This is a genomic window from Cupriavidus sp. SZY C1 (assembly GCF_032190535.1).
Classification (GTDB): Bacteria; Pseudomonadota; Gammaproteobacteria; order Burkholderiales; family Burkholderiaceae; genus Cupriavidus; species Cupriavidus pauculus_C.
The window spans coordinates 1-23475 of sequence record NZ_JAUANU010000027.1 but is presented as its reverse complement, the minus strand read 5'-3'; the positions used below and the strand labels follow the sequence as shown (position 1 = coordinate 23475).

Annotated in this window: 17 protein-coding genes; 10 read left to right on the top strand and 7 right to left on the bottom strand. The window is 69.5% G+C overall.

From position 1 onward, the window contains the following. Positions 1-322 precede the first annotated feature (322 nt). Positions 323-1906 (bottom strand): phospholipase D family protein, encoded by a 1584-nt coding sequence (locus tag QTN24_RS24755; protein WP_313840218.1) that lies wholly within the window; start codon positions 1904-1906, stop codon positions 323-325. Positions 1907-2035: 129 nt separating this feature from the next. On the opposite strand from QTN24_RS24755, the gene QTN24_RS24750 reads away from it, so the two are divergent. Then, positions 2036-3106, top strand: coding sequence for an alkene reductase (locus tag QTN24_RS24750; RefSeq protein WP_313840217.1), 1071 nt, complete (start codon positions 2036-2038; stop codon positions 3104-3106). A gap of 30 nt (positions 3107-3136) precedes the next feature. On the opposite strand, the gene QTN24_RS24745 is transcribed toward QTN24_RS24750, so the two are convergent. Beyond that, positions 3137-4285, bottom strand: coding sequence for an aromatic ring-hydroxylating dioxygenase subunit alpha (locus tag QTN24_RS24745; protein WP_313840216.1), 1149 nt, complete (start codon positions 4283-4285; stop codon positions 3137-3139). Between the two features lie 271 nt (positions 4286-4556). Here QTN24_RS24745 and QTN24_RS24740 point away from each other — a divergent pair, with 271 nt between their 5' ends. Then, entirely contained in the window at positions 4557-6464 is a 1908-nt protein-coding gene (locus QTN24_RS24740; RefSeq protein WP_313840215.1) for a PAS domain S-box protein, read from the top strand. Positions 6465-6933: 469 nt separating this feature from the next. Here the strand turns inward: QTN24_RS24740 and pdeM are convergent, their stop codons facing one another. Genes pdeM through QTN24_RS24715 form a run of 5 tightly spaced genes read right to left on the bottom strand, consistent with a single transcriptional unit; the run spans position 6934 to position 13363 of the window. After that, positions 6934-7611: a ligase-associated DNA damage response endonuclease PdeM gene (gene pdeM, locus QTN24_RS24735; RefSeq protein ID WP_313840214.1), complete on the bottom strand. Its 678-nt coding sequence runs from the start codon at positions 7609-7611 to the stop codon at positions 6934-6936. Next, positions 7608-10298, bottom strand: a complete 2691-nt coding sequence (locus QTN24_RS24730; protein ID WP_313840213.1) for a ligase-associated DNA damage response DEXH box helicase — start codon at positions 10296-10298, stop codon at positions 7608-7610. The genes pdeM and QTN24_RS24730 overlap by 4 nt, the downstream gene beginning before the upstream one ends. Then, a complete protein-coding gene (locus QTN24_RS24725; protein ID WP_313840212.1) occupies positions 10295-11962 on the bottom strand; it encodes an ATP-dependent DNA ligase in 1668 nt (555 codons plus the stop codon). The genes QTN24_RS24730 and QTN24_RS24725 overlap by 4 nt, the downstream gene beginning before the upstream one ends. After that, positions 11959-13056, bottom strand: coding sequence for a ligase-associated DNA damage response exonuclease (locus QTN24_RS24720; RefSeq protein ID WP_313840211.1), 1098 nt, complete (start codon positions 13054-13056; stop codon positions 11959-11961). The genes QTN24_RS24725 and QTN24_RS24720 overlap by 4 nt, the downstream gene beginning before the upstream one ends. 25 nt (positions 13057-13081) lie before the next feature. Continuing rightward, positions 13082-13363, bottom strand: a complete 282-nt coding sequence (locus QTN24_RS24715; RefSeq protein ID WP_124684308.1) for a hypothetical protein — start codon at positions 13361-13363, stop codon at positions 13082-13084. 296 nt (positions 13364-13659) lie between these two features. On the opposite strand from QTN24_RS24715, the gene QTN24_RS24710 reads away from it, so the two are divergent. From QTN24_RS24710 to QTN24_RS24675, 8 genes are all read left to right on the top strand, one after another. Beyond that, positions 13660-14511: an STAS domain-containing protein gene (locus QTN24_RS24710; RefSeq protein WP_313840210.1), complete on the top strand. Its 852-nt coding sequence runs from the start codon at positions 13660-13662 to the stop codon at positions 14509-14511. A gap of 17 nt (positions 14512-14528) precedes the next feature. Then, positions 14529-14891 carry an STAS domain-containing protein gene (locus tag QTN24_RS24705; protein ID WP_124684310.1) on the top strand — a complete coding sequence of 121 codons (363 nt, stop codon included), beginning with the start codon at positions 14529-14531 and terminating at the stop codon, positions 14889-14891. A 1-nt stretch (position 14892) separates the two neighbouring features. Continuing rightward, on the top strand, positions 14893-15303 hold the full coding sequence (locus QTN24_RS24700) for an anti-sigma regulatory factor (RefSeq protein WP_253699850.1): 411 nt from the start codon (positions 14893-14895) through the stop codon (positions 15301-15303). Between the two features lie 28 nt (positions 15304-15331). Then, positions 15332-16324: an ATP-binding SpoIIE family protein phosphatase gene (locus QTN24_RS24695; protein ID WP_124685109.1), complete on the top strand. Its 993-nt coding sequence runs from the start codon at positions 15332-15334 to the stop codon at positions 16322-16324. A 50-nt stretch (positions 16325-16374) separates the two neighbouring features. Next, a complete protein-coding gene (locus QTN24_RS24690) occupies positions 16375-17307 on the top strand; it encodes a sensor histidine kinase (RefSeq protein WP_216643983.1) in 933 nt (310 codons plus the stop codon). Further along, positions 17297-19264, top strand: a complete 1968-nt coding sequence (locus tag QTN24_RS24685) for a response regulator (protein ID WP_313840209.1) — start codon at positions 17297-17299, stop codon at positions 19262-19264. The genes QTN24_RS24690 and QTN24_RS24685 overlap by 11 nt, the downstream gene beginning before the upstream one ends. A gap of 269 nt (positions 19265-19533) precedes the next feature. After that, entirely contained in the window at positions 19534-21714 is a 2181-nt protein-coding gene (locus QTN24_RS24680) for a TonB-dependent receptor (protein ID WP_313840208.1), read from the top strand. A gap of 502 nt (positions 21715-22216) precedes the next feature. Beyond that, positions 22217-23475 (top strand): filamentous hemagglutinin N-terminal domain-containing protein (locus QTN24_RS24675; RefSeq protein ID WP_313840207.1); only part of this gene is annotated, 1259 nt, incomplete at its 3' end.

Genomic DNA, 23475 nt, shown 5'->3' with positions numbered 1-23475 from the left:
GCTTTGTCATGTCGTCCTTTCCTCGTCGATCGTGATTTTCCACCTATCGACCTGTCTGAGGAAATTGGACCACTACAAAAAAACGCCGCCGGCGAATGTCATGCCACTGGTTTTCTCCCCTCTCCCACAACGTGGGAGAGGGGCCGGGGGTGAGGGTGTTGAGGTGCTGCTTGCCGACAGGTCGCAATTTGAACCGCCTGCCCTCTCCCCCAACCCCTCTCCCGCATGCGGGAGAGGGGAGCAAACCAGCGCGGTATCGAGCCTGAATCTTGCGCCTGTTGTCTTCCGCTCGCGGGAAACGGAAGTCAAGATCAGCGCCCCGTCAAAGCTCCTCCTCCACCGGCAATATCCTTAGCACGCCCTGCTTGAGCTTGTCCCAGGCGTTCATGTCGGGTTCGCGGTCGTAGGTGCGCAGCACCCCGCCTTCGCGTGTCACCCATTGCAGTGACTCGCCGTCGTCGGCCAGCACCACCTGGTAGGCCGCGTCGAGCAGCGCGTCGTCCACGCCCTGCCCCAGCATGTCGCACAGTTCCCGGCTGTCCACGACGATGCCCATCTCGGTGTTGAGCCGGGCGGAGCGCGGGTCCAGGTTCAGGGAGCCGATGAACAACTGGTGCCGGTCGACCATATAGGTCTTGGCGTGCAGGCTGGCGCGGCTGCTGCCGCCGGGGCCGTGGCGCTTCTTTTCCTTGGCCAGTTCCGCGTAGGCGGTTGGCTTCAGCTCATAGAGGATGACGCCCGCCTTGAGCAGCGCGCGGCGCTTGGGCGCGTAGCCGGCATGGACCGCGGTGACGTCGGTGGCGCCGTAGGAATTGGTCAGGATCCGCACCTGCACGCCGCGCTGCTGCATGCCGATCAGCCACGTCATGGCCGACTTGGGCGGCACGAAGTACGGCGAAATCAGCGTCAGGTCGTGCTGGGCGCCCTCCAGGAACCTGACCAGCTGGGGAATCGCGTGGGTCGAGTCGTCCTCGGGCGGGTGCAGCACCTTGGCCGCGCGGTCGGCGATTACCGTGGCCTGGCCGCGGTATGCGGTCAGGCGGTTCTCGCGGATCAACTGGACGATGCCGGTTTCCAGCACCGACTTGCCGTAGGGCGTGGCGCGCATCGCCACGGCGTGCTCGTCCAGGTAGGTGCGCAGTTTCTGCTGCTGCGTGGCCGCCTCGGCGCCGGACAGCGGCGTGGCCAGGGCCGACAGCGGGTACACGGCCTCGCTGTTCCAGAAATCGTCGAACACGCCCGACACCTGCGGCACCACCGGCCCGCCCGCCAGCAGGTCCAGGTCGGTGAAATCGGTATCGGCCGCGCCGTAGTACTGGTCGCCGATATTGCGTCCGCCGACGATGGTGAGCTGGTTGTCGGCCGTCATCGACTTGTTGTGCATGCGCCGGTCGATGCGCCGGAAATCGGTCACGTACTCGAACAGCCGCAGCCCCCGGCTGGCGAACGGGTTGAACAGCCGCACCTCGACGTTCGGATGGGCGTCCACGGCCGACAGCGCCTTGTCCTGCCCGCCGGTGTGGATGTCGTCGAGCAGCACCCGCACGCGCACGCCCCGGTCTGCCGCGGCCATGATCTCGGCCAGCAGCGTGAGGCCCGTGTTGTCGGCGTCGAAGATGTAGTACTGGATGTCCAGGCGGCGCTGGGCCGTGCGCGCCAGCGCGATGCGCATGGCCAGCGCGTCGGTGCCGGCCAGCAGCGGGTAGAACACTGACTGGCCCGGATGCTCGGCCAGCGTCGGGGCCAGCCCGCGTGCCAGCACCGTGTCGCCGGTGTCCTGCAACGCCGTCTCCGGTGCCAGCGTGGGCCGCTGCGGCAGCCCCGTGCACGCGGCCATCAGCATCGCAAACAACATCGCCAGCGGCCGGCCTAGCCAGCCGGGCGCCGCCTGCGTGACATGCGTCATGCGCTCTCCCGTGATTGTTCCAGTGCCAACAACTGACTTGTACCAAAACCGCCATTGCCATAGTAGCGCCCGCTGCTATGCTTTCGATACTTGCATTTTGATAGCTTTATAGCCCAACCGAATAAGCTTATGACCACCCTCTTCGATCCGCTCCAGATTGGCGACCTGCATCTGCCCAACCGTATCGTGATGGCGCCGCTGACGCGCCTGCGCGCCGCCGCGCCCGTGCACGTGCCCAACGCGCTGATGGCCGAGTACTACGCCCAGCGCGCCAGCGCCGGGCTGCTGATTTCCGAAGGGGTGCCGGTGTCGCCCGACGGCGTGGGCTACGAGAACGTGCCGGGTCTGTGGACCGACGAACAGGTGGCCGGCTGGAAGGTCGTCACCGACGCCGTGCATCGCGCGGGCGGCCGGATCGTGGCCCAGTTGTGGCACGTGGGCCGCATTTCCGACCCGAGCCTGCTCGATGGCCGGACGCCGGTGGCGCCCAGCCCCATCGCGGCCGGCGGCAACGTCAGCCTGCTGCGCCCGCAGCGGCCGTTCGTGGTGCCGCGCGCGCTGACCGTGGAAGAAATCGCCCAGGTGGTGGCCGATTTTGGCCGGGCGGCGGCTAATGCCAAGGCGGCCGGCTTTGATGGCGTGACGATCCACGCGGCCAACGGCTACCTGCTCGACCAGTTCCTGCAGGACGGCAGCAACGTCCGCACCGACGCCTATGGCGGCTCGACCGAGAACCGCGCCCGGATTCTGCTGGAAGTGGCCGATGCGGTCACGGCCGTGTGGAGCCCGAACCGCGTGGGCGTGCATCTGGCGCCGCGCTCGCCGAGCCATTCGATGGGCGACAGCCAGCCGGCCGAGACCTTCGGCTACGTGGCCCGGGCGCTGGGCCAGCGCGGGCTGGGGTTCCTGTTCGTGCGGGAGACGCGGGGAGACGGCGCGCTGCTGCCGCAGCTCAAGCGCGCGTTTGGCGGGGCGATCATCGCCAACGACGGGTTCGACCAGGACGCCGCGCAGGCCGTGCTGGCCTCGGGCGATGCCGATGCGGTGGCCTTTGGCCGTGCCTACATCGCCAATCCTGACCTCGTGGAGCGGCTGCGCCAGGGCGCGGCGCTGAACGACGTCAATCCGGCCACGATGTACGGCGGCAGCGCCCAGGGCTACACCGACTACCCCACGCTGGCCCAGACGGCCGAAGCCTGACGCCCACGGCGGCGCGGGCGCCCCGGGGAGTCAGGGCTGCCCGGCCGCCACCGGCTGGATCGGGATCACGGTGCGGGCGCCCCGCTCGCGCAGCAGGTCGCGCAGGTCCTTGATGACCGGGAAGACCTCGTGGTTGCGGTCCTCGCCCTGGCTGTCGTGGGCGGCCTGCTCCATTTCCACGATCTCGCGGTCTTCCTTGAAGATCCGCTCGGTGAACCAGACCAGCAGCGGCCAGGCCAGGTCCAGCGCGAACGGCACGCCGGGGCGGCGGATCGACAGCAGGCCAAACGTGCGGTTGGTGCGCTGCGCCGCGTCCAGCGGCACGTAGGTGATCCACAGGTCCATCACCAGCGTGCCCGACCCCGAGCGGATCTGCAGCGTCTGGTACGGGTAGCCCGTGCGCACGGTCATCACGTCCTTGTTGTTCTGGCCGCCGTCCTTGCCGAACACCAGCGCCTCGCCCACCGGCTGCTTGCCGCGCTCGCGCTCGAACACGTAGTCGACCTCGACGAAATCCTCGCCGCGCCGCCGGCCCAGCGACCGCGCGCGCATCATCCCCATCTGCTTGCGATGCAGAAACTGATGGTTCATGTCCATCAGGTTCTCGTGCATGAATGAATAGTGACACTTGACCTCGCGGCCCAGGCGGCGGGTCTTGTACTGCTTGTCCGCGACCGATGCGAACGCGGGCAGCGCCTGGGGATCGGCCAGCGCCGGGTTGCCGGGGAACACGAAGATCAGGCCGGCGCGTTCCTCGCACGGATAGGCGCGCACGCCGTTGGGCAGGCGTTCCTTGCCCAGGTACGGCACGTCGATGCAGCGGCCCGAGCAGTCGTACGTCCAGCCGTGGTAGCAGCATCGGATCGATTCGCCATCCACCACGCCCGCATGCAGCGGCACCTGGCGGTGCGCGCAGCGGTCTTCCAGCGCGAACACCTTGCCCGTGGCGGTGCGTACCAGCACGATCGGGTCGCCGGCAAACCGCACGCCCAGCGCGCGGCCGGCCTTCAGTTCGCGGGACCAGGCCAGCGGGTACCAGTGATCGGGATGGATGGGCACGCGGCGCAGGTCGCGCGGGGCCGGCGCGGCGGCCGCCGGGGGCGCGGGAATGGCGCCAGCCGGGGCGGCCTCGCCGGAGACGTCGATCGGATGGCGGTCAAGCGCGGACTCGGCATACATGCAGGGCGTCTCCTGGGGGCGCGGCTCCCGGCCGCTCGTCGCCGGACGGGCGAACCGCGGCTGCCGGGAAGTGAATCGTGGGAGTCTAACCCAACGGCCGCCACCGGTCTGTCAGCTTTTATCCGACTGGCGGCCCGCGCCGCCCAGTTGTCGCCCGCCCCCCTGGCCGGACCGCCGATTCGCCACACATTTGTCATCCGCAGCGTTTGTACGACGCCAATCGGGTTATCCTTGCGGCAACTCACACAGAGACATGCCAGCACACCCGATCATGTCCCGCTCTGCCCGCTCTCCCATGCCGCAGCGCGGCATTGGCGACGATGCCGCCTCCTACCGCACGCTGGTCGAATCGATCAGCGACTACGCCATCTTCTCGCTCGACGCCACCGGCCACGTGGCAAGCTGGAACGCCGGTGCCGCCCGCATCAAGGGCTACCAGCGCGACGAGATCATCGGCCAGCATTTCTCGCGTTTCTATACCGACGAGGCCAACGCCCGCAACTGGCCGGCCGTGGAGCTCGAAGCCGCCGCGCGGCTGGGCCGCTTCGAGGACGAAGGCTGGCGCGTGCGCAAGGACGGCACCCAGTTCTGGGCCAACGTCATCATCACCGCGCTGCGCGACGAGCACGGCAACCTGATCGGCTTCGGCAAGGTCACGCGCGACATGACCGAGCGGCGCCGCGCGGCCGAGGCGCTGCGCCAGAGCGAGGAAACCCTGCGCCTGCTGGTGGACAGCGTCAAGGACTACGCCATCTTCATGCTCGACCCCGCCGGCCACATCATGAGCTGGAACGCGGGCGCGTCCTACATCAACGGCTACCGGCGCGACGAGATCGTCGGGCAGCATTTCTCGGTGTTCTACCCGCCCGACGACGTGGCCGCCGACAGGCCCGGGCGCGAGCTGGTCATCGCCCGCGAGCGGGGCCGCATCGAGGACGAAGGCTGGCGCGTGCGCAAGGACGGCTCGCTGTACTGGGCCAACGTGACGATCACGGCCGTCTATGACGAATCCCGGCAGCTCCGCGGCTACGCCAAGGTCACGCGCGACATGAGCGAACGCAAGCGGCTGGAGGAACTGGAACAATCGGAACGGCGCATGAACGAATTCCTGGCAACGCTTTCGCACGAACTGCGCAATCCGCTGGCGCCGATCCGCAACGCGCTGACCGTGATGCAGATGCGCGCCGACGACCCCGAGGCCATGCAGAAAAGCGTGGGGCTGGTGGAGCGGCAGATGTCGCACCTGACCCGGCTCGTCGACGACCTGCTGGACGTGGGCCGCATCGCCGCCGGCAAGATCGACCTGCGGCTGGAGTCGGTGGACGCGCGCGAGATCATCGCGCTGGGCATCGAGGCGTCCGAGCCGGCGCTGGCCACCAAGGCCCAGACCGTCAGCGTGACCACCGACGCTTCGCCCATGCCGCTCTACGCCGACCGCACGCGGCTGAGCCAGGTGATGCAGAACCTGCTGCTCAATGCGTCGAAGTTCTCGCAGCCGGGCTCGCAGATCGCCGTGTCGGCGTCGATCCGGATGCGCACGCTGGTGATCCAGGTGATCGACCGCGGCCGCGGCATCTCGCCCACGGCGCTGGAATCGATCTTCAACCTGTTCGTGCAGGAAGACCGCCCCGGCAGCACCGCGCAGGGCGGGCTGGGCATCGGGCTGTCGCTGTGCCGGTCGCTCGTGGAAATGCACGGCGGCTCCATCGCCGCCACCAGCGAGGGCCCCGGCCTGGGCGCCGCGTTCACGGTGCGGCTGCCGCTGGCGGCCACGTCGGAAACACCGGCCACGGGCGACGGCGACGGCGTCCACGCCGGCCGCAAGCGCCGCGTGCTGCTGGTGGACGACAACCGCGACGCCGCCGACAGCATGTCGATCCTGCTGGAAATGTCCGGCCACGAAGTGACCATCGCCTACGACGGCATGGAAGCCATCCACGCCGCCGCCCGCGTCCGCCCCGACGTGGCACTGATCGACCTGGCCATGCCCGGCATGGACGGCTTCGCGGTCATCCACGCGCTGCGCGGCATGCCCGCCTTGGCCAACACCCGCTACGTCGCCCTGACCGGCTTCGGCCAGGCCTCCGACCGCGAACAAACCAAGGCCGCCGGCTTCGACGTGCACCTGGTGAAACCGGTGGAGCTGGACTTGCTGCTGAAGGTGATGATGGGGGATTGAGATGGGGGCGGATGGCGGGCTGGGCAATTTGCACCACCCGGCCCTCTCCCCCGACCCCTCTCCCGCAACGCGGGAGAGGGGAGCAAGACAGCGGGATATCGAGCGTTAAGCTGAATTCCAGCGACGGTGGTCTCCCCTCTCCCGCCTGCGGGAGAGGGGCTGGGGGAGAGGGCATCGAGGCTCTGCTTGCCGACAAGTCGCAATTTGAACCGCCCGGCCCTCTCCCCCGACCCCTCTCCCGCAACGCGGGAGAGGGGAGAAAGACAGCGAAGTATCGAGCGTTAAGCCAAATTCCCGCGACGGTTGTCTCCCCTCTCCCGCCCGCGGGAGAGGGGCTGGGGGAGAGGGCATCGAGGCTCTGCTTGCCGACAAGTCGCAGTTTGAACCGCCCGACCCTCTCCCCCGACCCCTCTCCCGCAACGCGGGAGAGGGCAGCAAGACAGCAGCAAATCCAGCCACCGCCCCACCATCACCCCCCCGGCAACCCCCACACCCGGCCATCGCCCACTACGTAGATCCGTTCCCCCTGCCCCGCGCGCACGGTGGCGTGGCCGGTGAACGCGCCAAACGCTGGCAGGATCATCCGCGTAGCGCCGACCACGAAGCATGGCAGCCGCAGCACGTCGCTGCCGCGGCCGCGCAGTACGCACGCCGGGTGCAAGTGGCCGGCCAGCACGTACCCGTCGGCCCGGGCGTCCGGTTCGTGGCACAGCGCGAACGGCGGGGCCATCAGCGGTTCGCTGACCACTTCGAAGCCGAGTCCTTCGGGCGGATCGCCAGCATGGGTGTCGTGGTTGCCGCGCACCAGCGTGCAGCGGACCCGCGTCGGCAGCGCGCGGCGCCAGTCGTGCAGGGCCAGCACCACGGCGGCCGTGCGGGCGGCGCGGGCGTGCAGGAAATCGCCCAGGAAGACCAGGTCGCGGACCGGGTACTGGCGCGTCAGGTCCAGCAGCCGGCGCAGGTTGTCGGCCGTGGTGCCGTGCGGCACGGGCTGGCCGAGCGCGCGGAATGCGGCGGCCTTGCCGATGTGGACGTCGGCCAGCATCAGCATCGCGGCGTCCGGCCACCAGACCGCGTGCTCGGGCAGCAGCCACAGCGTCTCGCCGGCCAGCCGCACGGCCTGGGCGCCTGCGTCTTCCGGGGTCATAGCAGCGGCAGCGGTTTCGACGGCTTGCGCGGGCGACGCGGCCGGCGCGGCCCGGCCGGGCCGGCGTGGTCGGCCATGCCGAATTTCGCGGTGTCGGCCACGGTTGCGGCGTCCACGTCGTGCATCGGGCCGCGATACTTGCCCGCCTCGGGCTCGGCGGCGGCCTGCTCCAGTTCGGCCAGCATCCGGGCGATACGGTCAGCCAGCTTCTCGGTGCTCAGTTTCTCGCGCAGGAACTCGACGATCAGCGGGAACGACAGCGGCGACGGCCGCCGCAGCGGGCGCAGGTCCAGTTCCAGCGCCGCCAGCCGCGCCAGCGTATCGGCCAGCCGGTGGGCGTCCAGTTCCTGCATCAGCACCTCGCGCTCGGCCTGGCCCAGCAGCAGGTTGTCCGGATCGTGCTTGCGGAACACCTCGTAGAACAGGCTCGACGATGCCTGCAACTGCCGCGCGCTGTGGTGCGCGCCCGGATAGCCCTGGAAGATCAGCCCCGCCACGCGCGCGATTTCGCGGAAACGCCGCAGCGACAGCTCGCCCGCGTTGAGGCTGCCCAGCACGTCGGCCGCCAGGTCGCGCTGCTGTTCCTCGGCCAGCACCTCGGGCAGCCAGCGGCCCCAGTCCAGCGGCGCCGATGCCAGCAGTTCCAGCCCATAGTCGTTGACCGCCACCGAGAACGTGGCCGGCACCTTCTGCCCCAGCCGCCACGCCAGCAGGCTGCCCAGCCCCAGGTGGACCGACCGCCCCGCGAACGGGTACAGGAACAGGTGCCATCCCTCCCGCGAATGCAGCGTCTCGGCCAGCAGCGTGCGGGGCGATGGCAGCGCCGACCAGCGCCCCTGCAGCTCGACGATGGGCGCGATCAGCGGCAGCTCCGGCGTGCTCGCCGGGTCCAGCCGGCCCGCCTGCACGTCGTCGAGCGTGGCGACGACGGCCTCGGCCAGCTCGGTCGACAGCGGCATCTTGCCGCCGTTCCAGCGCGGCACCGACGCCCGCTTGCCCGTGGCGCGGCGCACGAACGCCGTCATCTCCTGCACGCGCACCAGTTCCAGCAGCCGGCCGCCGAACAGGAAGCAGTCGCCCGGGGCCAGCCGCGCGATGAAGCCCTCCTCCACCGTGCCCAGCGACGCCCCGCCGCTGCCCGCCCGCGTCCAGAACCGCACCTGCATCGACGCATCGCTGACGATGGTCCCCACGCTCATGCGATGGCGCCGCGCCAGCCGCGCGTCGGGCACGCGCCAGATGCCGTCGTCGTCGGGCATGGCGCGGCGGTAGTCGGGATAGGCCGACAGCGTCGGCCCGCCCTGCCGCACGAAATCCAGGCACCAGCGCCATTCGTCGTCGGTCAGCGCGCGGTAGGCCCAGGTCTGGCGCACCTCGTCCAGCAGCGCGTCGGCCGCAAAGCCGCCGCCCAGCGCCACGGTCACCAGGTGCTGCACCAGCACGTCGAGCGGCTTGTCGGGCGATTCGCGCGCCTCGATCCGCCCGGCCTCGATGGCGCGGCGGGCCGCCACCGCCTCGACCAGTTCCAGGCTGTGGGTCGGCACCACGGTCACGCGCGACGCCCGGCCCGGCGCGTGGCCCGACCGCCCGGCCCGCTGCAGCAGCCGCGCCACGCCCTTGGGCGAGCCGATCTGCAGCACGCGCTCCACCGGCAGGAAGTCGACGCCCAGGTCCAGGCTGGACGTGCAGACCACGGCCCGCAGCGCGCCGTTCTTGAGATTGACTTCGACCCACTCGCGCACGGCGCGGTCCAGCGAGCCATGGTGCAGCGCGATCTGGCCGGCCCATTCTGGCCGCGCGTCCAGCAGCGCCTGGTACCAGAGCTCGGCCTGCGAGCGCGTGTTCAGGAATACCAGCGTGGTGCTGCTCTCGTCCAGCTCGCGCACCACGTGCGGCAGCATCGACAGGCCAAGATGCCCGGCCCACGGAAAGCGCCCGGCGCGGTCCGGCAGCAGCGTATCGACGATCAGCGTCTTGGGCGTGTGGCCGTGCACCAGCGTCCGCCTGGCCTCGGGCACGCCGGCCAGCAGCACGTCGCGCGCATGGTCCAGGTTGCCAAGCGTGGCCGACAGCCCCCAGACGCGCAGGTCAGGCTGCCAGCGGTGCAGCCGCGCCAGCGCCAGCTGCACCTGCACGCCGCGCTTGCTGCCGATCAGTTCGTGCCATTCGTCGACGACCACCAGCCGCACGCGGCCCAGCGTCTCGCGGGCATCGGCGCGGGTCAGCAGCAGCGACAGGCTCTCGGGCGTGGTGACCAGCGCGGTCGGCAGCCGGCGCGCCTGCGCGGCGCGCTCGCTGCTGCCCGTGTCGCCGGTGCGAAGCTGCACGGTCCAGTCGAGTCCCAGTTCGGCCAGCGGCGCCTGCAGCGCGCGCGTGGTATCGGCGGCCAGCGCACGCATCGGCGTCAGCCACAGCACGGTCAGCCCGGGCGGCGTGGCGCCGGCGCGGGCCGGCGGCTCGGCAAAGGCCAGCAAGGCGCCCAGCCAGGCGGCGTAGGTCTTGCCGGTGCCGGTGGTGGCGTGCAGCAGGCCGCTCTGGCCACGGACGATGGCGTCCCAGACTTCGCGCTGGAACGCGAACGGCTCCCAGTTGCGGGCGGCGAACAGCGCCGGCAGCGATTCCGCGACGGGCGGCGCCGGCGTGAAAGACGGGTCCGCCGCCGGGCGGGCAGGCTTGCGGGGGGTCATGCGGCGTCCTTGGCTGGGGCTGGCGGCAGCATCGCTTCCAGCGTGGCCAGCGTGTCGGCCTCTTCCACGGGCTTGTCGGTGCGCCAGCGCAGCATCCGCGGAAAGCGCACCGCGATGCCGCTCTTGTGCCGGCCGCTGCGCCCGATGCCTTCAAAACCCAGTTCGAAGACCTGCGTCGGCGTGACGCTGCGCACCGGGCCGAACGATTCCACTGTGGTGCGCCGCACGATGGCGTCCACCTCGCGCATCTCGGCGTCGGTCAGCCCCGAGTACGCCTTGGCGAACGGCACCAGCGCGCGGTCCGGCGTGCCGGGCGGCGCGTTCCAGACCGCGAACGTGAAATCGGTGTACAGGCTGGCGCGCCGGCCGTGGCCGCGCTGGGCGTAGATCAGCACGGCATCGACGGTATAGGGGTCGATCTTCCACTTCCACCAGATGCCGACGTCGCGCGTGCGGCCGGCCCCGTAGGTGGCGTCGGCGGCCTTGAGCATGAAGCCTTCCACGCCCAGCTCGCGCGAGGTCTCGCGCAGCCGGGCGAAGTGCGGCCAGTCGTCGGCCTCCACCAGCGGGCTCAGTTCCAGCGCGGGGTGGATGTGCGCGGCCACCACGCGCTCCAGTTGCGCGCGGCGCTCGGCCTGCGGGCGGGCGCGCCAGTCCTCGCCCTGCCATTCCAGCAGGTCGTAGGCCATCAGGATGGCCGGCGCGTCACGCAGCAGCCGGGCGCCCACGGTCTTGCGGCCAATCCGTTGCTGCAGCAGGCCAAACGGCTGCACGCGGCCGTCGATCCAGACGATGATCTCGCCGTCGATCACGGTGCCGTCGGGCAGCGTGCCGGCGGCTTCGGCCAGTTCCGGAAAGCGGTCGGTAATCAGTTCCTCGCCGCGCGACCAGAGCCACGACTGGCCCTGGCGCCGCACCATCTGCGCGCGGATGCCGTCCCACTTCCACTCCACCAGCCAGCGGCCCGGCGCGCCCAGCAGCGTGTCGAATTCATCGACCGGCGCCTGCAGCGGATGGGCCAGGAAGAACGGGTACGGCTGGCCGCCGCGCGGCAGCGTGGCGCCCTCGCCGGTGTCCGGCGCCACCAGCGCCTGGAACCGCTCTGGCGTGGGCCGCAGGGCAATGTCGGGGTAGCCGACCAGCCGCTCGGCCACGCGCTTGGGATCGATGCCGGCCACCTCGCCCAGCGCGCGCGTGACCAGCAGCTTCGACACCCCCACGCGGAAGCTGCCCGTGATCAGCTTGAACAGCACCAGCCGGCCGCGCGCGTCCAGCGGGCGCCACAGCGCGTCCAGCGCCGCCGCCTGCACGTCGGGCGGCTGGCCGCGCAGCGGCAGCAGGCGCTGCTCGACCCATTCGGCCAGCCCGGCCGTATCGACATGCTCGGCCTCGGGCAGCAGCAGCGCGATGGTCTCGGCCAGGTCGCCCACGGCCTGGTAGCTTTCCTCGAACAGCCATTCGGGCAGCGCCGCGGCGCGCTGGGCCAGTTCGCGCAGCGCGGCCACGGGCACGATCTGGCGCGGCTTGCCACCGGCCAGGAAGTAGACGGCCCAGGCGGCATCGGCTGGCGGCGCCCGGTGGAAATAGGCGGCCAGCGCGGCCAGCTTGGCCTTGCTGGACGTGGTGCCGTCCAGTTCGCTGTACAGGTCGGCAAACGCCTTCATGCCGCGCCCTCCCCGGCCTCCGGCTGGCTCGACTGGCTCGGCTCGCGCTGCTCCATCGGCTCGGCGGCGGCGCCGGTGGCGTCGTCGTCATCGCCGAATTCGGTGCGAAAGCCCTGGGCGTCCAGCCCCTGCTCGCACAGGTAGCGGACCATCACGGGCACGTTGCCGTGCGTCACGATCACGCGCTGGGCGCCCGTGGCGCCGATGGCCGACAGCAGGCCGGGCCAGTCGGCATGGTCGGACAGCGCGAAGCCGCGATCCACGCCCCGGCGGCGCCGGGTGCCGCGCAACTGCATCCAGCCGCTGGCAAAGGCGTCGGATGCATCGCCAAAGCGGCGCAGCCAGGTGGAGCGCTGGGCCGACGGCGGCGCCACGACCAGCGCGCGCCGCAGGGCCGGGCTGCGCGCGGGCAGATCGGCCGTGGTCATGGTGGGCGGCAACGCCACGCCGGCATCGGCGTAGGCGCGTGTCAGGCTGGTCATCGCCCCGTGCAGCACGATGGGGCCCGGCATGGCCAGGTCCGCCCCGGCGTGGCGCAGCAGCCCGTGCAGCAGCCGCTGCGCCTTGCCGAACGCATAGCAATAGAGCACGCTGGCGCGCCCGGCTGCCGCGTTGGCCTGCCACCAGTCGAAGACCTCGGCCATCAGCGTGGCCTGGCGCTGCCAGCGGTAGATCGGCAGGCCGAACGTGCTTTCCGTGATGAAGGTGTCGCAGCGCACGGGCTCGAACGCGTCGCAGGTGCCGTCGAACTCGACCTTGTAGTCGCCGGACGCCACCCAGACCTGCCCGCCGTGTTCGAGCCGCACCTGCGCCGATCCCAGCACATGGCCGGCCGGATGCAGGCTCAGCGTGACGCCGTGGTGGGTGATGCGCTGGCCGTACGGCAGCGTGTCCAGCGTGATGCCGGGCAGCCGGGCCAGCAGCACGCCCCGGCCGGGCGCGGCGCACAGGTAGCTGCCGTGGCCAAACCGGGCGTGGTCCGAATGGGCGTGGGTGATGACGGCGCGCGCCACGGGCCGCCAGGGATCGATATAGAAGTCGCCGGGCGGGCAGTACAGCCCCTCCGGCCTTGCCACGATCAGGTCTGAAGCCATCTCCGCCATGTTTCCGGCCAGCCGGCTAGCCCGGCGCGCCCTCCCGGTCCGCCTTGCCGCCCTGCCGGGCGCGCTCGGCCTTGTCCGCCTTGGCCTGGCCGCGGATGTTCAGCACCGCCAGCGCAAACTGCAGCACCACCAGCGCCCAGGCGCCGGTGTGCCAGCCCCAGCCCACCCACATCGCGTTGCTGACCAGGAAGCACCAGAACCCGGCCTTGCGGCGGCCCGCCGACTCGCTGCCGACCAGCCATGTCGCCAGCACCGTGATGGCCATCGCCGGCCATTGCAGTACGTCCAACCAGTCCAAGCTCGCCCCTCCCCCGAACACCGTGTCCTGCCCGATGCTCCCAGCCTAGGGCGCGCCGGCCGGGCGCGGCAGCCGGGCCAATCCCGTTCCGGTGTCGGCGGTTTCTCACAGCCGGGCCGGCGCCGGTTACTATCGACATCGCAATATGCTTAATTTTGATCCGCCGTCAATCAGCCGCCCGCCGATAGTGTGAGCTATCAATCTCTCCTAGAATGGGGAGATTCATCTCCGGCCGGCGCGGTCCTTGCGTCGGCCATATTCCATCCATCCGAGCCAACCCATCTGAGCAACTGCCCATGCGCACCGAAAACCAGCGTCTTGCCGACCTCCTGCGTCAGGAACAAGACAACATCATGCGTGGCTGGACCGAGGAGTACCACATCTATGCCGAAGGCCGCGGCCTGACGCAGAACGTGGCGATCGAACAGCAGGGCATCCTCCGCGCCCTGGACGCCGGGCTGCGGGCGAACGGCGAACCGGGCAACTTCAGCGCCGGCGCCTGGACCGAACTGCGCGAGGCGCTGGCCGCGCTGTCGCGCAACCGCGCGGCACAGGGCGAGACGGCCGACGTGACCAGCGGCTTCGTGCTGGCGCTCAAGCGGCCCATCTTCGACGCGCTGCAGCGCCAGTCGAGCGGCGTGGAAGGCCAGATCGACGTGATCTGGCTGATGTCGTCGCTGGCCGACCGCATGGCGCAGTGGACCGTTTCCACCTACCAGAAGACGCGCGAGGACATCATCGTGCGCCAGCAGCACGAGCTGATGGAGCTGTCCACGCCCGTGATCAAGCTCTGGGACGGCGTGCTGGCGGTGCCCGTGATCGGCACGCTGGACAGCAGCCGCGCCCAGATCGTGATGGAAACGCTGCTCGAACGGCTGGTGGAAACCGGCTCGGCGCTGGCCATCATCGACATCACCGGCGTGCCCACCGTGGACACGCTGGTGGCCCAGCACCTGATGAAGACCGTCACGGCCATCCGCCTGATGGGCGCGGAGAGCATCATCAGCGGCATCCGGCCGCAGATTGCGCAGACCATCGTGCACCTGGGCATCGACCTGCAGGGCATCATCACCAAATCGACGCTGGCCGACGCGCTGGGCACCGCCATGCGCATGTCCGGTCACATCGTGTCCCGCAACGCCAACTGATCGCCGCCACCCCTGCCATGGAACGCATTCCAATCTTGCGGATGGGCAAGAACCTGCTCGTGACCATCCAGATCGACATGCAGGACCAGACGGCCCTGCAGCTCCAGGAAGACCTGGCGACGATGGTCGAGAAATCCGGCGCGCACGGCGTGCTGATCGACGTCTCGGCGCTGGAAATGGTCGACTCGTTCATCGGCCGCATGCTGGTGAGCATCTCGGACATCAGCCGTATTCTCGGCGCCACCACGGTCGTGGTCGGCATCCGCCCCGCCGTGGCCATCACGCTGGTAGAGCTGGGCCTGTCGCTCGGCGGCGTGAAGACCGCGCTCAACGTGGAGCGCGGGATGGCGATGCTGGATGCCGCCGCGCAGGTGGCCTGACGTGACGACCGACCTTGCCCAGACCGGTAGCGCCCCCATCCGCGACGAACGCGACATCGTCCAGGCCCGCGCCGTGGTGCGCACCCTGACGTCGCAGCTGAAGTTCTCGCTGGTGGAGCAGACTAAGATGATTACGGCGGCCAGCGAGCTGGCCCGCAACACGATGGTGTACGGCGGCGGCGGCGAAATGCGCTGGGAGCTGCTGACCGAGGGCATGCGGCGCGGGCTGCGCCTGCATTTCGAGGACCGGGGCCCGGGCATTCCCGACGTCGAGCAGGCGCTCGTCGACGGGTGGACGTCGGGCGGCGGGCTGGGCATGGGCCTGTCCGGCGCGCGCCGGCTGGTCAACGACTTCCAGATCCGGACTCAAGTTGGCGAGGGAACCTGTGTCAGCATCACTCGGTGGAAGTAGGAACCACGGGCCGCACCTGGCCGTGCCGATGGGCGACCCCAGCCGCGTGGGCGAGGCCCGGCGGCATGCCGCCGAGATGGCCACGCGCCTGGGTTTCGACGCCACGCAGGCCGGCAAGCTGGCGCTGGCCGTCAACGAGTTGGGCAACAACCTGCTGCGCCACGCCACGGGCGGGCGCCTGCTGCTGGCCGCGCGCGAGCTGGCCGGCACGCTGGCCATCGAACTGCTGTCGATCGACGACGGCCCCGGCATGGCCGACCTGCAGGCGTGCATGCGCGACGGGTTTTCCACGGCTGGCAGCGCCGGCCAGGGCCTGGGCGCGGTGCGCCGCATGGCCGACGACTTCGACGTCCATACGCGCGCCGGCGACGGCAGCCTGATCCTGGCCCGCTTCTACCGCGACCGCGAGCCCGGCGACCGCCCGCGCCGTCCCAACGGCGGCTTTGCCGTGGGCGCGGTCTGCCTGGCCGCGCCGGGCGAGCGCGTCAGCGGCGACGGCTGGAGCGTGGCCGTGCAGGATGACCGCGCCGACGTGGTGGTCGTGGACGGGCTGGGCCACGGCCCCGACGCCGCAGACGCCGCCATGGCCGCGCTGACCCTGTTCGACGTCCGGCACGGCGCCGCGCCGGGCGCCTACGTGGAACGCGCCCACGCCGCGCTGCGCGGCACGCGCGGGGCCGCCGTGGGCGCCTACCGGCTCGACCGCAACAGCCACCGCGTGCGCTTTGCCGGCGCGGGCAACATCCTCGGCCGCGTGATCTCCGGCATCGGCGACCGCACGCTGATCAGCCAGAACGGCACGGCCGGCCTGCACGTGCGCGCCGTGCAGGAGCAGGAAATGGAATGGCCGCAGCACGCGCTGGTGGTGCTGCACTCCGACGGCATCCAGTCGCGCTGGCAGTTCGACGACCCTACCCTGCTGCAGCGCGACCCGGCCATCGTGGCCGCCTTCGTCCTGTGGAAGTTCAGCCGCGGCCGCGACGACGCCACCGTGGTGGTGGTGCGCCGGGCGGAGCGCTGACCATGACCGTTTCAGATACGCTGCCAGACAACCTCCCCGCCATGCCAGACATGCCCGCCTCCGACCCCGCCCAGCGCGCCACCCCGGACGACATCGCCGCGCTGCGCGCCGCGCTGGACGCGCGCGACCAGGAAGTGCTGGCGCTGCGCGCCGAGATCGAGGAAACCAACCGGGGCGTGGTGGCGCTCTATTCCGAACTCGACATGCAGGCCGAGCAGCTACGCCAGGCCACCGAGCTGAAGAGCCGCTTCCTGGCCTACATGAGCCACGAGTTCCGCACCCCGATCGTGTCCATCCAGAGCATCACGCGGCTGCTGATGGACCGCGTGGACGGCCCGCTCACGGCCGAGCAGGAAAAACAGGTCAAGTTCGTGCGCGACACGGCGGCCGAGTTTGCCGAGATGGTTAACGACCTGCTGGACCTGGCCCGGCTGGAAGCGGGCCGCGTGGACGTGTCGCCCGCCTGGTTCGACATGGTCGCGCTGTTCGACGCGCTGCGCGGCATGTTCAAGCCCGTGCTGACCAACCCCGACGTGTCGCTGATCTTCGAGGAGCCGCACGGCGTGCCGAAGCTGTTCAGCGACGACCGCAAGGTGTCGCAGATCCTGCGCAACTACATCTCCAACGCGCTGAAGTTCACGCCCAGCGGCGAGGTGCGCATCGCGGCCACCTGCGAGGCGCCGGGCACGATCACGTTCTCGGTGCGCGATACCGGCATCGGCATCCCGCCAGAATCTCACTGCGAGGTGTTCCAGGACTTCGTGCAGATCGATTCGCCGCTGCAGCGGCGCTACCGGGGTTCGGGCCTGGGCCTGGCGCTGTCCAAGCGGCTGGCCGAACTGCTGGGCGGCCACGTGGGCTTCGAGAGCCAGGTGGGCGTGGGATCGCGCTTCTTCGTGACGCTGCCCACCACGTTCCCGGCCGCCGACCTGGAACTGCCGGCGCGGCCGGCGGCAGCCGCCGGAGACCACCATGCCGGATGACCATCGCGACACCCGCCCCGCCCCGCAGGCCAGCCCGCTGGTGCTGGTGGTGGACGACAACCCGGTCACGCGCTACGCCACGGTGCGCGTGCTGACGGCGGCCGGCTATCGCACCATCGAGGCCGAGAGCGGCCAGGAGGCGCTGCAGCGGGCCGACCTGAGCGTGTCGGCCGTGGTGCTGGACGTGAACCTGCCCGACATCGACGGCTTCCAGGTCTGCCGCTCGCTGCGCAGCCGGCCCGAGACGGCCACCGTGCCCGTGGTGCACCTGTCCGCCACCTACGTGGCCGACTACGACAAGGTGCGCGGGCTGGACGCCGGCGCCAGCGCCTACCTGATCCATCCGGCCGAGCCGGGCGTGCTGGTGGCCACCATCGCGTCGCTGCTGCGCGCCAGCGCGGCCGAGCGGTCCATGCGCGAGAGCGAGGCCCGCTTCCGCGCGATCTACCACCAGGCCATCGGCGGCATCTGCACGCTGGACCTGGCCGGGCGGTTCGTCGACGTCAACCCGGCCATGCTGACCATGCTGGGGCGGCCCGAGGCCGAGCTGGTGGGCCAGCCCGTGGCTGCGTTCGCCCCGCCCGAGTTCCGCGAGAAGGTGGCCGAGGCCACCGGCCACACGGGCCAGACCGGCTGGCAGGGCACGTTCCCGCTGTGCGACGCGCGCGGCGAGACCATGCACCTGGAATGGAGCATCTCCGCCGTGCTGGAAACCGGCGTGAAGGTGGCCGTGGTGTCGAACATCACCGACCACGTCAACCTGGAACGCCAGCGCGAGCAGTTGATCGAGCGCGAACAGGCCGCGCGGGCCGCCGTGGAGCGGCTGAACCGGATGAAGGACGACTTCATCGCCATCCTGTCGCACGAACTGCGCAACCCGCTCAACGTGATTTCCGTCTGGACCCACGTGCTGGCGCGCCATATCGACTCCGAGGAAGGCCGCCGCGGGCTGGCCGCCGTGGAGCGCAACATCGCCATCCAGCGGCGGCTGGTGGCCGACCTGGTCGACGTGTCGATGCTGAACGTCGGCAAGATGAAGCTGGAACGCGAGCGCGTGAACCTGCCCGAGCTGGTGCGCAGCGCCGTGGACACGATGCAGACCCAGGCCGCCGAGCGCCACGTGACGCTGGACCTGCGGCTGGCGCCGACCGTGGCGATGTCCGCCTGGCTGGACGCCGCGCGCTTTCAGCAGATCCTGTGGAACCTGGTGTCCAACGCAATCAAGTTCTCGCCCGAGGACGGCACGGTGCAGATCGAGCTGTCGTCGGACGCCGACAACCTGCATCTGCGCGTGATCGACAACGGCCGGGGCATTCCGCAGGAATTCCTGCCGCTGCTGTTCGACCGCTTTACCCAGAGCGAGGACGCCAACCGCCGCAAGCACGGCGGGCTGGGCCTGGGGCTGGCCATCGTCAAGCACCTGGCCGAGATGCATGGCGGCATCGTGCAGGCGTCCAGCGCCGGCGTGGGCCTGGGCGCCACCTTCGAGGTGGTGATCCCGCTGATGCCGACCGCGCCGGCCGAAATGCTGCCGGCACAGGAAAAGCCGGCGCTCAAGCAGTCGGTGCCGCTGACGGCGCTGGACGTGCTGATCGTGGAAGACGACGCCGACGCAGCCGCCGCGCTGTCGGCCATCCTGGTCGACTACGGCGCCCGCGTGCGCACGGCGCGCGACTGCGACGAGGCGCTGGACGCCGTGCAGCAGGCGGTGCCCGACCTCGTCATCAGCGACATCGGCCTGCCCGGCCGGGACGGCAACGACCTGATCCGCGAGATCCGCGTGCGCGAGGCCGTGGAGGTGCTGCCGCGCGTGCCGGCCGTGGCGCTGACCGCCTTCACGCGGCAGCAGGACCGCCGCGCCGCCATGGAATCGGGCTTTGATGCGGTCTGCGGCAAGCCGCTGCGGCTGCAAGAGCTGATGGATGCCATCGAGGTGGCGCTGACGCCGACGCGGTAGTCGGCGGCTGGCTTTGCATCTGTGCGTGGATGTGGCTTTAGCGCCATATCGACGCATTCACGCATTGTTGATCGCCGCCGCAACAATGTGTCCAAATCGTATCAACACGGCCATCTGTTGGAAATAACACACCGAAACGGCCTGGAAACGGCGCCCGACCCGCGTGGCGCTTGACGCCTCAATGGCCGGGGCCGCATTATTCCGCCCTGCCACACAAATGCGAATCGTTCGCATTTGTGTCTACATTTCCAATAAGAGCCATTCCTGTCATGACGTCCTGCCCGTCGCCGGCCCGCCGCCGGCCTTCCGCGCCTTCGCGCGTCCGTCCCATCGCCGCTTTTGCCCGTGCCGCCGTGCTGGCCGGTTTTCCGCTGTGCGGCACCGTGCTGGCCCAGACGGCGCCGGCCGACCAGGCGCTGCCGTCGGTGACCGTGAGCGCGCGGCAGGATGTCGACGTCGGCCCGCAACTGCAGAAGAAGGCGTCGGGCGGCGCGCTGGGCAGCCGCACGCAGCTCGACACGCCGTTCTCGACGACCGTGGTGGGCAGCGAGGACATGGCCGACCGCCAGGTGGCCAAGATCGGCGACGTGTTCTTCAACGACGCCTCGGTCTCGGACAACAGCAACGGCAACAACGCCTGGGCGGCCTACACCACCGTGCGCGGCCTGCAACTGGACTGGCGCAACGCGTACAAGATCAACGGCATGCCGTTCATCAGCTATGGCCTGACCCTGCCCTACGAGCAGCTTGAGCAGGTGGAGCTGCTGAAGGGCCCGAACGGCTTCATGTACGGCTTTGGCAACCCCGGCGGCACCATTAACTACGTCACCAAGCGTCCGACCGACCAGTTCACGGCCAGCGTGGAAGTGGGCTACCGTTCGTCGCACGTCTGGAGCGAGCACGTGGACGTGGGCGGCCGCACCGGCCCCGACAACATGTTCGGCTACCGCCTGAACCTGACGCACGAGGAAGGCAAGCCGTCCAACGCCGTCGGGCTGAACCGCAACTCGGTGTCGCTGGGCCTGGACGCCCGCATCACGCGCGACCTGACCTGGACGTTCGACGGCATCTACCAGGACCGCAACACGTGGGGCGCCACGCCGTCGTTCTATACCGGCGGCATCACCAACGGCCAGCTTCCCGGCGTCATCAGCGGCCGCGGCGGCCTGCTGGGCGGCCCGGACACGCACTTCTACTCGAACCTGCAGTTCTACCAGACCGGCCTGCGCTACAACCTGAACCCGGACTGGACGGTCAGCACCAGCTACAGCTTCAGCAAGCAGTCCCGCAGCCGCAACGAGACCACGCTGTTCCTGACCGATGCATCGGGCGACTACACCAGCTCGCGCTACGACGGCGCCGAAAGCCAGCAGTTCAGCAACTGGACGACGATGGTCGAGGGCAAGTTCCGCACCGGCATCTTCCGCCACGAACTGGTGGCCGGCCTGAGCTGGCAGAAGCAGATCGACCGCTTCAGCAGCAACGCGTACAACAACTTCTCGCTGGCCGACGGCAACATCTACGGCCCTTACACGGGCGTCTACTGGAGCCAGACCGCATTCCAGAAGTACCGCGCCGGCGATACCACGCAGAAGGCCGCGTTCGTCAGCGACACCATGCACCTGAACGACCAGTGGTCGGTGCTGGCCGGCCTGCGCGTCACCAACTTCGAGCAGAACAGCTACAACGCCAACGGCGTGGGCAACACCAGCTACACCAAGAACGGCCTGGTCTCGCCGACGGCCGCGCTGATGTACAAGCCGTGGGCGTCCACCACGTTCTACGGCAGCTACGTGGAATCGTTCGACGGCGGCGGCGTGGTGGGCAGCACCTACCTCAACGCCGGCCAGGGCCTGACCCCGGCCAAGAGCCGCCAGTACGAAGTGGGCGTGAAGACCGACCAGGGCAAGTGGAACGCCACGGCTGCGCTGTTCCGCATCGAGCGCCGCAGCGAATTCACGCGCGACAACGGCGCCGGCGTGCTGCCGTCGTTCGTGCAGGACGGCCAGTCGGTCTACCAGGGCCTGGAACTGGCCGCGTCGTCGCGCATCGGATCGCAGTGGGAAATTGGCGGAAGTACGATGCTGCTGCATAGCGAGTACACCGAGGGCGACACCAACATCGGCAACCGCGTGGCGGGCGCGCCCAACTTCCTGCTGACCGGCCGCGTGGCATACCGCGTACCGTTCGTGCCGGGCCTGAAGGTAGGCGTGGATGGCAAGTACACCGGCCCGACCAAGCTCAACGCCTCCAACACGGCCACGCTGGGCGGGTACACGGTGTTCAACCTCGGCGCCACGTACAACACGCGCGTGGCCGGCAAGGACCTGACACTGCGCGCCGCGCTGACCAACCTGACCAACAAGCGCTACTGGGGCTTCCAGTACGAGAACTACATCCAGCCGGCCGATCCGCGCGCCATCAGCCTGAGCGCCAAGATCGCCTACTGATCGGTTTATCGCTTGATCGTCTGATCGCTTGATCGTCTGATTACCGGATCGCCCGTCGGTCCGGTTTCGCGCCCGGTTCTGCCGGGCGCTCTGCATTCCCCGCCTTGCGCACGCGCGTCGGCCGTTTCCTGAGACGGTCGGCGTCGCCCTTCTTCGCCTCCCCCTCCCGTTTCCATCGTAGTTCTACGAGTTCGTACGTCTGAGAGTCGTTCGGAAGCTTGTCCGTTGACTACGGCGAGGTCTTTTCTCGCAACTTGGAGGCACCTTTCGTATTTCTACGATTCCCCGCCCCTACCCAGATTCCTAGCATTGCCATCAAGGAAATCGCGGGGACCGGGTACGTCCACAACCCGCGCGGCATGTTCAGCAAGCGCGCCCCCCGATCCCGAGCTAGAGCGGGTCAACTCGCGTTCCATGAATTGACGCACGACGCCTGCATCGGCCGCCTTCCTGAAGGCAGAGCCGAGCCGCGTCACGTCGCAACTTCTGTTGGGTTTCAACCATGAACAAGAATCGGTATCGCCGCGTATTCAGCAAGCATCTCGGCATGCTTGTGGCCGTAGCGGAGAATGTGAAGAGCCGCGGCAAGGCGCCTGGTGAAGGCGCCGCTGCGGAAGCATCGCCCCAACTGGGCGTGGTATCGGCGATGACGGCCATCGCTCTCGCCCTGTTTGCCTGGGACATGGACGAAGTCCGTGCCCAAGGACTGCCGACCCAGGGCAACGTCGTGGCCGGCCAGGCCACCATCTCGCAGCCGAATGGCTCGACGATGACCATCAATCAGGGCAGCCAGCGCGCTGTCATCGACTGGAACAGCTTCAGCATTGGCCAGGGCAACACGGTCCAGTTCAACCAGCCCGACGCACAGGCCCAGGCGCTGAACCGCGTCACGGGTGGCCTCCCCTCCAATATCCACGGCTCGCTGCTCGCCAACGGGCAGGTGCTGATCCAGAACGCCAACGGCGTGCTGTTCGGACGCGGTGCAGTGGTCAACGTCGGCTCGCTGCTGGCCACCACCAAGTCCATCGACTCCAACGCCTTCATGGCCGGCAGCCCGCTGGCACTGAGCGCCACCGGCACACAAGCCGGCATCATCAACGAAGGTTCGATCAACGCCCAAGGCTATGTGACCTTCATGGGCGACCAGGTCCGCAACGCGGGCGACATCAAGACCGGCCCGGGCGGCCAAGTCCTGCTGGCCGCCGGCGATAGCGCCACGGTCGCGCTGCACAACGGCCAGGGCATCTCGCTGGTCCTGAACGACGCCACCGCCAACGCGCTGGCGGAAAACAGCGGCAACATCCATGCCCAGGACGGCACGGTGCTGATTACCGCGCGCGGCAAGGACACGCTGCTCAATACGGTGGTGAACCTGTCCGGCGTGGTCCGCGCCGGCACGGTCGTGGCCGACGCCGGCAAGACCGGCGACGTGGTCATGACCGGCAGCATCGACGCCTCCAACCGCAATGGCGGCCAGGGCGGCACGGTGGTGCTGGCCGGCGACCGCGTCGGCCTGTTCGACAGCGCTTCGATCGATGCCTCGGGCGACTCGGCTGGCGGCAAGGTCATCCTTGGTGGTGACTCGCTCGGCAAGCTCGAAGGTACGGAAGCTCGCAAGCTGCTGCAGGACGGTGCGGGCTTTGCCAACTTTACGCAGGTGGGCGTCAACGCGCGGGTCGATGCGGGTGCACGGCATGGCGATGGCGGGTTCGTGGAGACGTCAGCCCACGACCTCAACGTCTTCGGCACCGTGACCGCCGC

What these genes read in the sequence shown, in the direction of transcription:
- QTN24_RS24755 (WP_313840218.1), bottom strand. Translation starts at nt 1,906, where the DNA reads ATGACGCATGTCACGCAGGCGGCGCCCGGCTGGCTAGGCCGGCCGCTG.
- QTN24_RS24750 (WP_313840217.1), top strand. Translation starts at nt 2,036, where the DNA reads ATGACCACCCTCTTCGATCCGCTCCAGATTGGCGACCTGCATCTGCCC.
- QTN24_RS24745 (WP_313840216.1), bottom strand. Translation starts at nt 4,285, where the DNA reads ATGTATGCCGAGTCCGCGCTTGACCGCCATCCGATCGACGTCTCCGGC.
- QTN24_RS24740 (WP_313840215.1), top strand. Translation starts at nt 4,557, where the DNA reads ATGTCCCGCTCTGCCCGCTCTCCCATGCCGCAGCGCGGCATTGGCGAC.
- pdeM (WP_313840214.1), bottom strand. Translation starts at nt 7,611, where the DNA reads ATGACCCCGGAAGACGCAGGCGCCCAGGCCGTGCGGCTGGCCGGCGAG.
- QTN24_RS24730 (WP_313840213.1), bottom strand. Translation starts at nt 10,298, where the DNA reads ATGACCCCCCGCAAGCCTGCCCGCCCGGCGGCGGACCCGTCTTTCACG.
- QTN24_RS24725 (WP_313840212.1), bottom strand. Translation starts at nt 11,962, where the DNA reads ATGAAGGCGTTTGCCGACCTGTACAGCGAACTGGACGGCACCACGTCC.
- QTN24_RS24720 (WP_313840211.1), bottom strand. Translation starts at nt 13,056, where the DNA reads ATGGCTTCAGACCTGATCGTGGCAAGGCCGGAGGGGCTGTACTGCCCG.
- QTN24_RS24710 (WP_313840210.1), top strand. Translation starts at nt 13,660, where the DNA reads ATGCGCACCGAAAACCAGCGTCTTGCCGACCTCCTGCGTCAGGAACAA.
- QTN24_RS24705 (WP_124684310.1), top strand. Translation starts at nt 14,529, where the DNA reads ATGGAACGCATTCCAATCTTGCGGATGGGCAAGAACCTGCTCGTGACC.
- QTN24_RS24695 (WP_124685109.1), top strand. Translation starts at nt 15,332, where the DNA reads ATGGGCGACCCCAGCCGCGTGGGCGAGGCCCGGCGGCATGCCGCCGAG.
- QTN24_RS24690 (WP_216643983.1), top strand. Translation starts at nt 16,375, where the DNA reads ATGCCCGCCTCCGACCCCGCCCAGCGCGCCACCCCGGACGACATCGCC.
- QTN24_RS24685 (WP_313840209.1), top strand. Translation starts at nt 17,297, where the DNA reads ATGCCGGATGACCATCGCGACACCCGCCCCGCCCCGCAGGCCAGCCCG.
- QTN24_RS24680 (WP_313840208.1), top strand. Translation starts at nt 19,534, where the DNA reads ATGACGTCCTGCCCGTCGCCGGCCCGCCGCCGGCCTTCCGCGCCTTCG.